The sequence below is a fragment of the Bacteroides sp. AM07-18 genome, assembly GCF_003602695.1.
Lineage (GTDB): Bacteria > Bacteroidota > Bacteroidia > Bacteroidales > Bacteroidaceae > Bacteroides > Bacteroides uniformis.
The window spans coordinates 163881-178976 of the sequence record NZ_QTLM01000003.1 but is presented as its reverse complement, the minus strand read 5'-3'; the positions used below and the strand labels follow the sequence as shown (position 1 = coordinate 178976).

At 47.5% G+C, this 15096-nt stretch carries 13 protein-coding genes and 1 pseudogene; 3 read left to right on the top strand and 11 right to left on the bottom strand.

What is annotated here, in order from left to right; translation table 11 throughout:
• Window positions 1-57: 57 nt before the first annotated feature.
• The 3 genes and pseudogenes from DW096_RS06635 to DW096_RS06625 form a co-directional block, all read right to left on the bottom strand.
• Window positions 58-1056, bottom strand: coding sequence for a fimbrillin family protein (locus DW096_RS06635; protein ID WP_117680879.1), 999 nt, complete (start codon window positions 1054-1056; stop codon window positions 58-60).
• 56 nt (window positions 1057-1112) lie between these two features.
• A pseudogene (locus tag DW096_RS06630) lies at window positions 1113-2168 on the bottom strand (DUF5119 domain-containing protein).
• A complete protein-coding gene (locus DW096_RS06625) occupies window positions 2165-3412 on the bottom strand; it encodes a DUF3575 domain-containing protein (RefSeq protein ID WP_117680881.1) in 1248 nt (415 codons plus the stop codon). Before DW096_RS06625 ends, DW096_RS06630 begins: the two are co-directional and overlap by 4 nt.
• 535 nt (window positions 3413-3947) lie before the next feature.
• Here DW096_RS06625 and DW096_RS06620 point away from each other — a divergent pair.
• Window positions 3948-5153 carry a site-specific integrase gene (locus tag DW096_RS06620; protein ID WP_117680882.1) on the top strand — a complete coding sequence of 402 codons (1206 nt, stop codon included), beginning with the start codon at window positions 3948-3950 and terminating at the stop codon, window positions 5151-5153.
• Between the two features lie 69 nt (window positions 5154-5222).
• Here the strand turns inward: DW096_RS06620 and DW096_RS06615 are convergent, their stop codons facing one another.
• The 5 genes from DW096_RS06615 to DW096_RS06590 all read right to left on the bottom strand — a co-directional run bounded on the left by DW096_RS06615 (window position 5223) and on the right by DW096_RS06590 (window position 7619).
• Window positions 5223-5450 (bottom strand): DUF4248 domain-containing protein, encoded by a 228-nt coding sequence (locus tag DW096_RS06615; RefSeq protein WP_117680883.1) that lies wholly within the window; start codon window positions 5448-5450, stop codon window positions 5223-5225.
• 126 nt (window positions 5451-5576) lie between these two features.
• Window positions 5577-6056 (bottom strand): HU family DNA-binding protein, encoded by a 480-nt coding sequence (locus DW096_RS06610; protein WP_087331939.1) that lies wholly within the window; start codon window positions 6054-6056, stop codon window positions 5577-5579.
• 246 nt (window positions 6057-6302) lie between these two features.
• Window positions 6303-6443: a hypothetical protein gene (locus DW096_RS19715; protein WP_369904466.1), complete on the bottom strand. Its 141-nt coding sequence runs from the start codon at window positions 6441-6443 to the stop codon at window positions 6303-6305.
• A 95-nt stretch (window positions 6444-6538) separates the two neighbouring features.
• Entirely contained in the window at window positions 6539-6694 is a 156-nt protein-coding gene (locus DW096_RS19395; RefSeq protein ID WP_165853744.1) for a hypothetical protein, read from the bottom strand.
• A 304-nt stretch (window positions 6695-6998) separates the two neighbouring features.
• Window positions 6999-7619 (bottom strand): DsbA family protein, encoded by a 621-nt coding sequence (locus DW096_RS06590; RefSeq protein ID WP_117680884.1) that lies wholly within the window; start codon window positions 7617-7619, stop codon window positions 6999-7001.
• Between the two features lie 293 nt (window positions 7620-7912).
• Between DW096_RS06590 and DW096_RS06585 the strand changes: the two genes are divergently transcribed.
• A complete protein-coding gene (locus DW096_RS06585) occupies window positions 7913-9421 on the top strand; it encodes a DUF3843 family protein (protein ID WP_227212689.1) in 1509 nt (502 codons plus the stop codon).
• 50 nt (window positions 9422-9471) lie between these two features.
• Here the strand turns inward: DW096_RS06585 and DW096_RS06580 are convergent, their stop codons facing one another.
• Entirely contained in the window at window positions 9472-10158 is a 687-nt protein-coding gene (locus DW096_RS06580) for a TrkA family potassium uptake protein (protein ID WP_120028695.1), read from the bottom strand.
• 5 nt (window positions 10159-10163) lie between these two features.
• Window positions 10164-11993: a TrkH family potassium uptake protein gene (locus tag DW096_RS06575; RefSeq protein WP_120028696.1), complete on the bottom strand. Its 1830-nt coding sequence runs from the start codon at window positions 11991-11993 to the stop codon at window positions 10164-10166.
• A 133-nt stretch (window positions 11994-12126) separates the two neighbouring features.
• Between DW096_RS06575 and DW096_RS06570 the strand changes: the two genes are divergently transcribed.
• The gene (locus DW096_RS06570; RefSeq protein WP_005831725.1) at window positions 12127-13494 is read left to right on the top strand and encodes a TrpB-like pyridoxal phosphate-dependent enzyme; all 1368 of its coding nucleotides are present in this window, start codon (window positions 12127-12129) and stop codon (window positions 13492-13494) included.
• On the opposite strand, the gene DW096_RS06565 is transcribed toward DW096_RS06570, so the two are convergent.
• Window positions 13491-15089: a ClC family H(+)/Cl(-) exchange transporter gene (locus DW096_RS06565; protein ID WP_120028697.1), complete on the bottom strand. Its 1599-nt coding sequence runs from the start codon at window positions 15087-15089 to the stop codon at window positions 13491-13493. The two genes, DW096_RS06570 and DW096_RS06565, sit on opposite strands and share 4 nt — an antisense overlap.
• Window positions 15090-15096: the final 7 nt, after the last annotated feature.

Genomic DNA, 15096 nt, shown 5'->3' with positions numbered 1-15096 from the left:
CCCTTATACCCTAAAATCCTACATCCCAACTTACCAGATAAGGCAGTCGAAAATGGTTTATGGTTCGGGAGTCGTCGTCTCAGGTATGGTTACTGTTTCTCCTGCAAAATCTTCCCAGTCCTCAACTTTCGTTACAGTAAACTCGATAGGATAGAGTTCACCGTCCGGATCGATATTCTTCGCCGTCAGTTCAGCATTGAATACATAGCTGAAGCCGGCAGCCATTTCTACTTCAGGCATCTCCACACCAGTGTGAGTGTAAGTGGCAGCTTCCACTGCACCTTGATACATAACCACCTTGAAACTTAACGTATAAGCCTTCTTCTGCGGAATCATATACTTGTGGTCGGTAGCACTGCTACCTGCATTTGCAATCTTGGCATCAGTCGCCAATACGGAGCCGAATGCCAAATCGCCTGCCACGTTGTCGGTTGCAGGTGTCCATGTCTTGGTTGCAGCCGACACATCGCAAGTTGCCTTGTTGTCAGCATCGGTAATTTTCACCTCTGTCACCTTCAATGTAATATTGTCGTTGCCCATGGAATTGGTAAAGTTGAACTTTACACGAGACAGCAGATGGTTGAAAGTAAAAGAGACCGCGCCCTGCTCAGCAGGTGTTGTACAAGACACCTTACCGGAATAAGCATATAGCAAATCCTGAGTACCGTCCCCATTTTCGAAAGTGATAATGCCGCCTTCTACCTTACTGTTCACAGCATAAGTCCATTGCGCATCCGTTGTAGGAGCGATTGCCGAGAACCAATACTCTTTACCGGCAGTCCAGTACTGGGTATTGATGTAAGTCCACGCATTATCAGCACCCTTTGTTACAGCCTCACCGGTAAAAATCTGGCCGGTCGCATCTGTCATAAATCCATATACACTGAAGTTGCTAATGGAGGCAGTGGTGATGTCGTCAGCTACCCCACGTGTACTCTTGTTCACAAAACCGTCGAACCGAATGGCACCCGACTGCGTTGTTTCTACCATCTCGTCATTGCTGCAACCGGCTAACATGGCAGTTGCAACCAAACTAATGAATAATAACTTTTTCATCTGTCCTAAAATTTAAGTGAGTAAATAAAAGATTCAAATATTATAATATCCCATCATTAAAAAGGGAGTTCAATATCCTCGAATTCGCCCCAGCCATCCACATCCACATCAAAACCGGAACCTCCTTCCATCCCTTCTTCATCAGGAATTTCGATACCGCTAACCACGATGACACCCCCTTGCGGCTGCGCCGCCACCTAGTCGGTCACGTCAAAGTCGAACGATTTCAGATTTCCGTTCTTCAGCCTGACTTCCAGATTCAACGCATAACTGCGTATTGTCCTTGTGTAGTGCTCGTTAGGAAAATCCGGAATTCCGAAAGACCTGACCAAAGACTGCACGCCAAAGTCCTGCAAAGTGCAATCATAGAGCACGGTGGCATCTTCTGCCGAAGTGCGTCCGCTGTTCAGATAGACCGATGCAGCCATCCCTGCCAAGGCACCGCGAGCCATTGCCACATACTTCAAACCGTGGCTGAACTCGTAGCGCACCAGATAGGTGAACACCAGCGGGTGCATGGCGACGGGCAGTACTTCCGGTTCTACCGTACGGCACGCCGTATACGACTCCATATAGTTCCCATAAAGCATATCCGGCGGATTGACCGTATTTTCCGATCGGCTCTCCATATAGGAATTGCCGTTGTAAGTGGTACGGGTACGCGCACGGGTAGTTGCCCGTGCCGAAATGTAGGATTGCATATCGTCAAACACGATGTATTCCGTATCGTTATTGTAGAACAGTAAAGAACACTCTCCTTCACGCAACTGCACTATGCCCCCCTCCGGAGCAATATTGAGGATGTGGTCGAAGCCGTCAGCACCATATACCTGCACACGAAGGCCCTCCGGGATTCCAGGACAAAGCAAGTCATACCCCATCCCGAACGATTCCTGCCATGCGGAGTAGTTCTTCCAATCCACACCGTCGTCATAAGTGTACTGCCATTCCTTCTCATAGTCCGCTTTTATCATCACCTGCGATTTTGGCGCATGTGCGTCATGGTCATAACACAAGTCTTTATGCTCACAAGAGGAAAATGTAGTCAACATCCCTACTGCCGCCAACAGTGGAATATACATTATCAGATTATAATGCGCCTTTCTTTTCATTTTGTACCTCCTTTCTTACTGTTGTTGCAACCCGGTCCAAGTAGCCAGACCAGCGACACTTCTGCCTTGGTGGGACCGAACCAATGACGGTCTTTGGTAGCCTTCCATACATAATGCCCATCGCGGGGGACGTATTTCTTGTACTCACCACCCAAGTAACCCACTCCGAGAGTAAAGTCAATATTCAGCCTACGGGCAACCGGCAACGAGTACCCATATTCCACACCTCCGGCATAGCTCCATCGGTCACCCAAATAGCCCTTGCCCTCCCATTCGAAATCATAGGTCAACATCTGCCCGTACAAACCGAGGTGATGCCCCGAAAGCGTTTTTTCACCGGCCTTCCTGCCAAACCACTTGCGCACTGCAATATCACCACCGTATGTTCGCCAATAACGATGATGCTTGTCCGTCTTCCACCAGGCGTACATCCAATTGGCAGCGATGCTCCAATTTTTACCCAGATAGAACTCTATACCTATATTAGGCACGGCAAGAAGGTCATAAAGCATATTGGTTTTTAGTGACATACAGAACGAGGAGTTCCGGACAGCCACAGAAAAGGAATCGGGAGTTTGCAAAACAATAGCAGAATCGACAGGTCCGGTAACCGGCAAATCCTCCTCCTTCTCTGCTTCTTCCACTACCGGTAACAACGGCTTATTTCGTACAGTCAGAAATATGGCACAAGCATTACGCATTTGCCGGAAATAATGCTCTTTCAAAAAATGCCATGTCCGTCCATACTGCAACATCATAAGCTGCTTTTTGCGGCTATCTACGAGTTTGCCTCCCTCATACGTATATTCCGGGACATTACGCAACACATGCAGGGTTTCCTCTTTGTGCAGCATATCGGAGCTTTCAACCAGTCCGGCCAGAAGTTTCCAAGCAATAGCCCCGTTACATCTTGTGATGATGCTGTCAGGAATGAAGACACGTTCCCGGACATACCGTTCAAGTGAAGCAAGACGGTCTGCCGCCAACTGTTCGTTCAACCGGAAGCGTCCCTCAGGCGACGCTGCCCCACAAAAAGAGACCTCGACAAGTTCAAGCGTACTGTCATTCCTGATTTCATCCAGATGTGATATAACTTCCAAAAGGCGTACAGCATTGTTTCCATAAGCCGTGTCTACCGTTCCGATGCCCACACGAAACTCAATGCAGATTTCCACAGAGCTGTTCTGCCCGAATGCCGGAACACACCCGATGAACAGGAACATTGACAATATTAAATTTCTCATAAGCAAACCTTTATTAAATATAATCGATAGCACTTCTCTTTTGAAGAGAAGTATTCAAACTGCATACAATTATTATTCAACTATTTGCAACATGAAAATTCAAAATCGTGTAACATTCCATGGAATTTCGCACAACATTCCCCCAGCTCAACATTAAATTTTCTTTGTTTTAATAGTCTATTGTTTTAATTTTGCTTATCTTTGCAACGATTGATACTTCTCTTCAAAAGAGATGCTTTGATTTTTCCTTCATTTTTTCTTTCCGCACATTTACACTTGATACACAATTGATTACACAAATAGAATTTACTATATTTCCAAACAGTAGAAATATAAAATTCCAACGCAGCAATTAAAAAAGTTTTTAAAGTGTCCAAAACGCGAACAGAGTTTCAAGATAAGATTTCAAGACAAAGTATAGAAATAGAGTTTAAGTATGGGGATTTGTTTGAAAACCCATTTCATTATTACATTTGTTCTGTTATTCTGTGAAACGAAAACTATACTTTAATAAATAATCAATAGTAATATAAATATGCCGACAATCAAAATCAAATTCAGACCCTCAACCATAGAGGGGAAAGAGGGTTCACTGTTTTATCAAATAATTCACAAAAGAGTGGTACGCCAGATTCGTACAAGATACAAACTGCTTCCCCACGAATGGAATAATTGCACCGCAGAAATTGTTCTGCCGCTATTCAGCGACAACAGAAGAGACTATCTGCTGACGGTAAAGGAAAAGATAAAAACAGACATACTGAAAATAGAGAAAACGATTGCTGAGCTGGAGAAAGGAAAACAGCCTTACACAGCTGATGACATAGTGGCTTCCTGGCTGGCACCGCCAAAACAGGACACACTTTTTTCTTTTATGAACCATGTTATCGAATACCAAAAAAGTATTGGCAAGATACGCCTCAGCGAAACATATACCACTACCCTAAACAGCTTTTCGCGTTTTATGAAGGGAATAGATATACCGCTCAAAGAGATGGATTCTGATCTGATAGTGGCCTACGAAGCATACCTTGAAAGTAAAGGGATATGCCCAAATGGTTCGTCATTCTATATGAGAAACTTACGTGCAGTCTATAACCGTGCAGTAGAAAAGGAACTTACTCCGCAACAGCACCCGTTCAAGCATGTATATACCGGCATAGGCAAGACGATCAAACGCGCCATTCCACTACAGGAAATCCGCCAGATAAAAGAAGCCGACCTGACTCTGAACCCGACACTGGAATATGCACGTGACCTCTTTCTTTTCTCACTTTACACAAGAGGAATGTCATTCGTAGATATAGCATTTCTTAAGAAAAAAGACCTGAACAACGGAATTTTGTCATACCGTAGAAAAAAGACCGGCCAGCGGCTTCTTATCCGTTGGGAAAAGTGCATGCAGGAAATTGCCGACAAATATGGCATCACCGGTTCTCCTTATTTGTTGCCCATCATCAAAAAATCAGGAGAAAATGAAAGAAAGCAATACCTGAATGCCGCTCATTTCGTTAACAGTAAACTGAAGGAAATTGGCAGAAAGCTAAACCTGTCTGCTCCACTGACAATGTACCGGGCGCGCCACAGTTGGGCCTCCATAGCCAAAAGCAGAAATGTTCCGATTGCCATCATTTCTGAAGGAATGGGACATGATTCAGAAGCTACCACACAAATCTACCTTGCCTCGCTGGACTCATCTGTGATTGATAAAGCAAATCGTTTGATTTTGAGTTCTCTATAAGATAACTTTTTTTCATACCAGCTTCATCTCTTTCCGCTTTGACATAAATAAATGAGGTTGAAAAGAATATTAAGGTTCGTCCAGATACTGTACGATAAGACCTACCTGCTTCGGCATGAATGTCCGTGTCCTTACATTGTACCCGGTATGCGCCAAGGCTTCATACAGTTCGTGATTCCGTTTTATCCACCGCGTCAGGGTGCGGATGGCGCAACGTGCAGTAGCATTGGGGCAATAGAGGCATGCCAAATCTTTCTTTTTATAAGTCGTGATACGAAAGCCATTTTCTGTTTCCATAGCAGTTTGTCTGATTTTTAAATGATTGATGTAAAGATACGATATTCAAAAGGCGAAGTCAAGTATTTCAAGGAGAATATGAACCTTTTTCTGAGAAAGTTCATATTCTCCTTATTTACAGAATGTTTATCCTAACGGATTTTCTCCCTGGTCGCCATCGGAACCGCCGCCATCCGGATTTGGTTTGGAGCTACCCCCGCCAGAAACGGTGCCGTTGCCCGACCAATCCATCTTCTCTACGCTGGCGCGGGTCAGCATGTCCCTAAAGTAGAAGCCCGGGGTGAAGATAATCTTGCGGCGATAAATCGTGCTTGCCTTCACATCTTCCAGCTTGTCCTGGCTCTTGGCATTGATGCCGGGACGGAAACAGCCGAACTCACCCAGCTGTACTGAAAATCCCTTGTTGATATCCATATTCAAGGTGTCGATCAATCCGTCCAGCACCAACTTCACCACACCGCGAGGCGCCATGCCTATCTTGGAAACCTCGTCGCATAAATCCTTAAAACCTACCACACCCAAAGTTTTCATCTGCGCCACGTACTTTTCCGTTTTTGTCTCGTCAAAACCGAATACTCTCTTTTTTACTTCATAATTCAAAGCCATAGTTTTTTAATTTTAAATTGATTAATAAAAGTCGGTCTTGTTCGCTCGTCAGTCTGCAAAACCAGTTTCTTTGTGACCACGATGCAAAGATACAACGGGCAGAAAACGGGGTGGTGCTTTAACGGAGGTTTAAGGAGGTTTTCGTAGGATAAAAAAGGATATTGGAGAAAAAGAAAGGAACTGATAGACAATGATTAAGAAATTTTATTCCTTAATCATACATTGTTTTTATCCTTTACGGCATCTTTAATTGACAGCGTAAAAAAGTTCAAGTTCTTTTCTCTCTGAATTTGCGCTTGCAAACTCCAAACTCTTTTTTCCGAAAAATGGATAGTGGTAGTTTCGTGAGCCGACAGGACATAGGGCAATGCACCTTCCACATGAAATACATTGACTTTCATCTGTCTTTATGGGGTTCTCCGACGCAATGGCACGTGTCGGGCACTCTTCCTGAATAGGACGGCACGCCTACGACCAACAATTCATTGCGTCCCAATCTCAAACCGGGGGATTAAAACATTACTCGTAATGTCATGTTGGATATTATCGGCGTGCAGCTGCTTGACGATACCCTGCACGATGGCTTTGGTAGTAAATGTAGCACTGAAAAAAACAGAATGGACTTTATGTATCTCCATAAATCTTAATTTATCCGATTAAATTTCTAATAACCGTAAATTTATTGGTATCCGTTCAAGGTCAGGCAGAAGAAGTCACTGTCATCATACGGATAATCGTATTCGATGGGGAGTTCTTCTTTCTCTATTTTCTTGAATCCGGCTTTCTCATAAAACAGATGTGCTCTGTCCGTATTCTTGGGGGTGTCGAGAATGATTTACCTCCAGCTTTTTCAATATGCGGGATAACAGCCCTTTATCCATATTGAGCTCACGGGATATGTCCTTTGCATTTCGATTCGGATGCAAATACACATCTTGAATTTTACCTCTTTCTGGCATACACCACACTCGGCCCCATCCCATGCCTCATCAGCATCCCCTCTTCTATAAACCTATTCAAATCGACAACCGCCTGCTTATAACTACGTCCTGCCAGCCGTGCATACTGAGAGCGATTGATGCAGGGATACTGCTGCAAATACTCATCCAGCAACTGCCAGCGCTGCTCCACGCCCAACGCCTCATCGGCAGACGAAGCAGGCGCCGATGCCGATTGCGGACAACGCTCCAACTGCATCTTACCTTTCAAATCCTTATAGAACTCCCTGCCCAGACGGAAATTCAACCCGCGCAAAGCGATGGAGGCAGCACGAAGCTCTTTCTTGTCCGTCGCCTGGCGGGTACAACTCAAAGAGGGGGTGAAGTAACCCAGTTCGCCCAGCTCCACCGTCCAGCCATTGGCAAGGCAGTCGCGCAACTCGTCCATAAAGCCTGCCATCGCTCCTTCCAGCAGGCTGCGGCTGAGGCCGGTGAAAAGATGTACACGCTCGATAAATTCCTTGCGGTCGATGGTACCCTTGGGGACAAAGCGGGCATAAAGGGATTGTTGCTCGCCGGTCTGGCGGACGTCGGGTTTCTCGAAAAGGTCGTAATACGCACTCATATATATTCTGTTTTTAAATGGTCCTGCAATTCCGTTTTTTCTTCTTCCACGGCATTAAGGAGAAGAAATGCTATTCTTTAATCGTTCCACCATGGAGAAAATATCATTCCACCACAGAAGAAAAATCGTTCCACCATGGTGGAACGATTTTTTCCACACGATGGAACGATTTAATAGTAGCATACAAATATACTAATCGAAAGGAGGAAAAACAAGAAAATTCCCATAAAAAACATATCTTTACGCCGGAAATGAAACATATAAAAAATACACACCAAACTCACTTTAGAGTCATGAAGAAAATATATCCCAAAGAATGGTTGGAACTGCATCCGTACAAGCAGACAAACAGCGTTGACCAGTACTACGTCGGCATTGCAAACGAAATCCACAAAAGACTCTACTCTTCAACGATAGCCGACGCCTTCGAAGAAGAGGAAAACATACGCTATACAAGCCTCTGCCTCGCCGCATGGTTTGAGGACGTCATCTCCCAGACCGGCATCTGGCAGGCATTCACTGCCGAGTGCCGGAAGCGATACGGAGCCTATCTGCCCTTCTACCCCATCAAAGGCGATTATTTTCCGGATGAAATCAATCTGGAGGACATACGCTTTCTGCTTTGGCACCATATACAATATCTGTGCCGGGGAATAAGCGCCATCAACCCCGAGAATCCCGGAATAGAGCAGACTGCACAAGAGATATACGGACTGCTTGCAGAGGAATACGAAACCGCTCCCGAAAATGAAAGGATGCAGAAATTTCTATACCACTCTGCCATGGGAGAAGAAGACTTCTTCCGCTACCGGGAGATACTGGATTGGTTTCACTACCAATGCTACTTCAACATCGAAAATGTCGCCCAATACCGGGACGAAGCTGAACGGTTGCTGGATGATGAAAAGATTACTCCCGAAATGGCAGAGACCCTCATATATGCCACACGCACCTCACTGACGTTCAAAGGCCGCCGCAACCTGCTGTCGCTGACCTCACCGGAATGGCTGGCTCTCATCGGAAAAGCCCATCCCGAACATCAGCTTTGGGGCAAGGTGAAGGCACGGGAAAACAGTTGCTATCTGCTGGAGAAAGAAGACGACGAGTATCTGTACGTCAAAGATTTGTGTAGTGAAGACGAAAGCGAATTCAAGATAACCAAGAAGTCCTTGAACCTCTCGGCTATCCGTAGCAGAGAAGTAGGGAAAAGCACCCTTATCTGCGAACTGATTTATTTTGGCAACGCATGGTGGCAGTGCGGCATGCTTCTCGAAAACAAGTACGACCAGAAAATAGCGGAATATGTGGACGACTTGACGAAACAGAAAGAAAAGACGAATGAAAAGGCTGCATTCCATGATTTCATAAAAGCATCCGGCGGGAAATCTTTTGTATTCTGCCAATCGCAAGAGGAAATCTCTGATTTTCTGCTGAACAAGATGGAATACGGCTTGAAAGAAGACCTGGACATACCACGCATACATACAGAAACCGGAGCCATGCTGATGGCCAACCCGCACACCGGCCTACATATCCAATTCAAGCTGTGCGAATGCATCAAATCTCCGGACAACCCCAATTATAATAAGGAGGAAGCAGAGAAAAACGCCATTATGTTCATCGTCAACCCAGACATTATCCCCTACCAATTGAGTTGCACCCTGCAAGACGAAGGCATGCTTCCGGACGCTTATCTGAACAGTTTGCAAGGAAAAGAATACGGGCAAGAGTTCATACGCAAGAATGCACACTTCCTGACTGATTATTTCCATTATCGGTGTCGGGAGAAGGACTATGATTAGTTGAAAATGGGGGTGAATACCACTTTTGACACATTTCCAACTACCAATTATCATAGTGCTTTCCAGAACTTCTGGAAATCCTTATACCGTCCGTAGCACACTAACTGGTCGCCGGCTTGTATCTGGTCATTTTCCGGCAGTTCGTTCAGTACATTGTATTCCACATACGAGATGCCCAGGCAATTCTTCAAAGTCTCGGCACGTTTCAAGGCGAGCATCTTCAGGCCAAACTCCTTATCGAGATTCAATTCGTTGGCATAATAGCCAATGAACTTGTCCGGAACAGTGAACTTGACTACATAATAATCCGGTGCCACGCGGAAGGTCTCCATATCGGCACCGAATTCCAGCAACTGTACCAGTCCGCGTGCGGCATCCTCCTCGGGAGTAAGAATGCGTTCCAGCTCAAAAGCCTCGAGTACGGAACGGTGGACAGCGTCAATGGCGCGGGCATAGATATGCTGCACCTTCTTCTGCTTCAGCAAAGCCACTACACGGATGGATGCACCGAAATTCTCGCCGATGGCAACAATCACCACATCCACACTGTTCAGCGGCAATACGGACAAGGCCTGCTCGTCCGTAGCGTCGATGACAAAGGCTGTAGCAATCTTTTCCTTCAGACTATCTACCCTGCCGGCGCTCACGTCCGCACCTATCACTTCGTGCCCCAGTGCAGAAAGCTCCTCTGCCAGCACGTGACCATAATTCCCTAAACCGATAATAATATACTTCATCTTATTTAATTGATTATAATCTGACCACTCGGATACTGATACTTCGTATGCTTCTTCTGCTTGATGATGCCAAGCATCAGCGTAATCAGTCCCACACGCCCCACAAACATCAGCAGTGCCACCAGTAGCTTGCTGTCGTCTCCCAACCGCGGGGTAAGGTTCAAACTAGACCCCACCGTGCTCAATGCCGACACACACTCGAAGGTAATAGCCAAAAGCGACGCACCCGGCTCCAGAATGCTGATGATGAAAATAAACAGCAACAAGACGCCGAACGACATCACCACCGTGGCATTGGAACGACGGATGGAATCGTGTGACAGCTCACGGCCAAACACCTCTACCCGCTCCGTGCCACGTAGTACAGCCACCAGATTCAGCACCACTACCGCAAAGGCATTTACCTTGATACCGCCTGCCGTAGACTGTGAACCGCCTCCCACCCACATCAGAAACAGATATATAAGCAATGTCTGTACCCCCAAGCCTGCCAAGTCCACACTGGTAAAGCCTGCCGTACGGGGACACGTGGCATTGAAAAACGCCTGCGTCCACTTGTCGGCCACCGACATGCCGGCGAAGGCGGCATTCCACTCAAAGACAGCAATGCCCACCGTGCCCAGTACCAGCAGCAGGAAGGTGACTATCAGTACAATCTTTGTATTCAGGTTGTACAGATGGTAAAAACGCTTGCCGTCCCAATGCCACGTACGCAGAAAGTGCCACAGACGACGCAGATGGTAAAGAATAATATCCTTGAAATTCACCAGTATGGGGAAACCGATACCCCCCAGAATAATCAGCAGAGATATATAGATGAAGAACGGGTTGTGCCCCGTCATCACCAACGGATTACCCAGATTTCCGGGCAACGTGGAGAATCCCGCATTGCAGAAAGCGGAAATGGCATGAAAAGCGGAAAAGGCCAGCTCTTCTTGAAGGTCCATCCCCATCGTCCCGTGGATGTCTCCCCAGATAGCAAGCATCCCTATTCCTTCAATCACCAGCGTAAAGGCCAGAATATAGACCAGGGTGGAGAGCAGGGAATTTAAGGAATTGGAACTCACCATGTCGCGCACCACCAACTGATTGTACAACGAGGTATTACCCATGAAGAACATGGCAAAGAAGCTCGTCAGTGTCATCACTCCCAGACCGCCTATCTGAATCAGCAGAATGATTACCACAAAACCGGTCGGGGTAAAAGTGGACGCCACATCGACAGACGTCAGCCCCGTGACGCACACCGCACTGGTGGATATGAACAGCGAGTCGACCCACGATATGCCGTTCACCGTGCAGCGCGGCAACATCAACAGCCCCGTGCCTATCATTATGATTATCAGGAAACTTGCAGCCAGAATAAGCGAAGGGTTCGTACGCCGCCCCAGCAACCGTACCAGCCCGTTGGAAAGGCTGAAAAAGGAAAACACCAGCAGCAGGACAAGATGATAGGCCTTGCCATGCAGAAATTCCCAGAACTGCAAGATGGCGCCCTCCTCCTCCGGACGATGGAAAATGACCGGGATAAGAGTCAGATAGAGCAGAATGGTCAGTATCCAGGTGAGCTTACTGAAGGTGCGCCGGGTATCCTTGTATTCCAGCAAAATGCGAAGGGTGACATCTACCAGAAAAACAATCCACACCCCATGGTACAAGCGTTGGAGCTGATGCGCCTCGACCTCTGAAATCGTAAAGCCATGCTCATAGACCACGCCGACAATCAGCAGGATGGAGGCCAAATAAGTGATGGAAGTCATTACTCCCACTGTCATCCGTACGTAAGGGTGAATCCATTTATTTTGATACAAAAGGAATTTATGATAAATCTTCATAAATGCATCGATTAATGAAACGCGGCAAACTTAGACAAATATACCTTGATATACAAAAAACAAAAGGAAAAAGAAATTGGTTCAAAAATAATAGCTACATTTGGGCATTGAATTATTAATAATTTTAACCACTATGAGCAACAAAAAGAAAAGATTCATTCTCCCGGAAGAGGAAATCCCACAGTACTGGTATAACATACAAGCCGATATGGTGAACAAGCCCATGCCACCGCTTCACCCCGGCACCAAGCAACCGCTGAAAGCAGAAGACTTGTATCCTATCTTTGCCGAGGAACTCTGCCGCCAGGAACTGAATCAGACCGACACGTGGATTGAAATCCCCGAAGAGGTCCGCGAAATGTACAAATACTACCGCAGCACTCCGCTGGTGCGCGCTTATGGATTGGAGAAAGCGCTCGGCACACCGGCACATATCTACTTCAAGAACGAGAGCGTCAGCCCGATGGGCTCGCACAAGCTGAACTCCGCCATCCCACAGGCATACTATTGCAAGCAGGAGGGAGTGACTAACGTGACCACCGAAACCGGTGCCGGACAATGGGGAGCTTCCCTGGCATATGCCGCCCGCCTCTTCGGACTGGAAGCCGCTGTCTATCAGGTAAAAATCAGTTACGAGCAAAAGCCCTACCGCCGCAGCATCATGCAGACATTCGGTGCGCAGGTTACCCCGTCTCCCTCCATGTCTACCCGCGCCGGAAAAGATATACTGACCGCCCATCCCAACTATCAGGGCTCGCTGGGAACAGCCATTTCCGAAGCCATAGAGCTGGCACAGACCACTCCCAACTGCAAATATACCCTCGGCTCCGTATTGAGCCACGTGGCCCTGCACCAGACCGTCATCGGACTGGAAGCCGAAAAGCAGATGGAAATGGCGGGTGAATATCCCGACACCGTCATCGCCTGCTTCGGAGGAGGTTCCAACTTTGGCGGTATCGCCTTCCCCTTCATGCGCCACAACATCCTCGAAGGAAAGAAAACACGCTTTGTCGCCGCCGAACCTGCTTCATGTCCGAAGCTGACACGCGGCAAATTCCAATACGACTTCGGAGACGAGGCCGGATACACTCCGTTGCTGCCCATGTTTACACTGGGACACAACTTTGCCCCTGCCAATATCCATGCCGGCGGCCTACGCTATCACGGTGCAGGTGTCATCGTATCACAACTGCTGAAAGACGGTTATATGGAAGCGGTGGACATCAAGCAGCTCGAATCATTCGACGCCGGTTGTCTGTTTGCGCAAGCAGAGGGCATCATCCCCGCCCCCGAGTCCTGCCATGCCATTGCCGCCACCATCCGCGAAGCAAACAAATGCAAGGAAACGGGTGAAGAGAAGGTGATTCTGTTCAACCTTTCCGGTCACGGACTTATCGACATGGCATCCTACGACAAGTATTTGTCCGGCGATTTAGTGAATTACGAGCTGACGGATGCCGACATCCAGAAGAATCTGGACGAGATAGGCAATCTGGCTTAATAGATATTCGCCATACTGACAAGCGGTTCATAGAGTTTCTCTATGTCCTGCGAGTCCATCTCAATCTGTACCTGGTCCCCCGGAATCAAACGAGTTCCTGCGGGGACCAGATTTTTTCCATCCCGATGTACATTGATAATGACGCAACGCTCCGGCAGGGACAGTTCGTCCACCAGTTTCCCGTCCAGATAAGAATCCGTCATAATCTCCACTGAAAGCGTATAGCGTTTCTCTTCTTTAAAATCGGGAGCATGAATCATATCTTCATAGAGGGAGACGTTGGAAGGCTTCATTTGCAGAAGTTCCGTAAAATAGTAGGTCAACCCACCAACAACCACCGAAGGGTAAAAGACCTCAAAATGCCCCGTAATCTCCGTAATCAGCACAATGGCCGTGAGCGGTGTACGGACCACGGCCACCAGAAAAGCCGACATGGAAACAAGCATGATATAACTGACATTCTCTTGCCCGATGACACCGTACCTCACTCCTACCAGACCGACAATCTGTCCCAACAACCCTCCCGTAACCAGCGTCGGAATGAAACTGCCGCCCGGCAATCCGGAAGAGACAGAGAAAACGGAAAAGACGAAATGCAGCAACATGACAGCCGTCACCCACATAATCTGCGTACTGCCGTTCTGTGCCTGGGCCAGCAGAAACTGCTCCCCGCCTCCAGTCAGATTGACCTGCATCAGCGAAATGATGTAGGCCACCAGCACCAGATAGAACATCTTGACATACGCCGGAGAATTGACTTTGGCATACACATGCCTGAAAGCATTCATGGTGGAGGAGTAGAACTTCCCGCATACGGAGACAATCACCGCCAATATCAAGAAATACTTCATCTGGACAAAGAAGGCGAAAACCGGTTCCGTTACTTCTATCAGATGGTAAGGATTCACAGGAAAGACCATGCTTGCCACGGCTCCTGCCACAACACCCGCCAGCAAGGTAGTGATGGCCGTCTTAGGGGCATCGAAGCGTTCAATGGATTCTATTACAATGAGCGAGGAAGCCAGTGGCGCTGCAAAAGCCGCAGCGAGCCCCGCTCCCGCCCCGGCTGCCAGCAACTGTTTCTGTTCGCCTTTCAGGATATGAGTCCAGCGGGATACCAGGCTACCCACATAAGAGCCTATCTGCACGGAAGGTCCTTCGCGCCCCAAAGACAACCCCGCCGAGAAGGACAGAATGCCCCCTACAAACTTGGATACCATCTCGATGAAAGGATGCCGGTAAGTGATGCGCCCGTTAATCACGCCGCGTGTCTGCGGAATACCTCCCCCGCCGATAAGCGGCATTTTCCCCACGAGCCACATGACGAAGACGAGAATGCCCCAAGAAAACAGAAAGAGTGGAATGTGCCAGTACCAGGCCGGATGCGAAGCGAAGAAACCACTGCGGAGGTGGAACAGATAATAGAGAAGATAGTGATAGGGCACAGCGACCAGTCCCGTCAGCAAACCGACGAACATGCTGACGAAATACAACCGGGCATCCACCAGCTTCAACTTCCAGATGTGCCAGCCGCGTACTGTTTTCCAGTTCTCGACCCTCGTCCAAAGACGTTCTGCCTTATCCCATAGTTCCATAACAAAA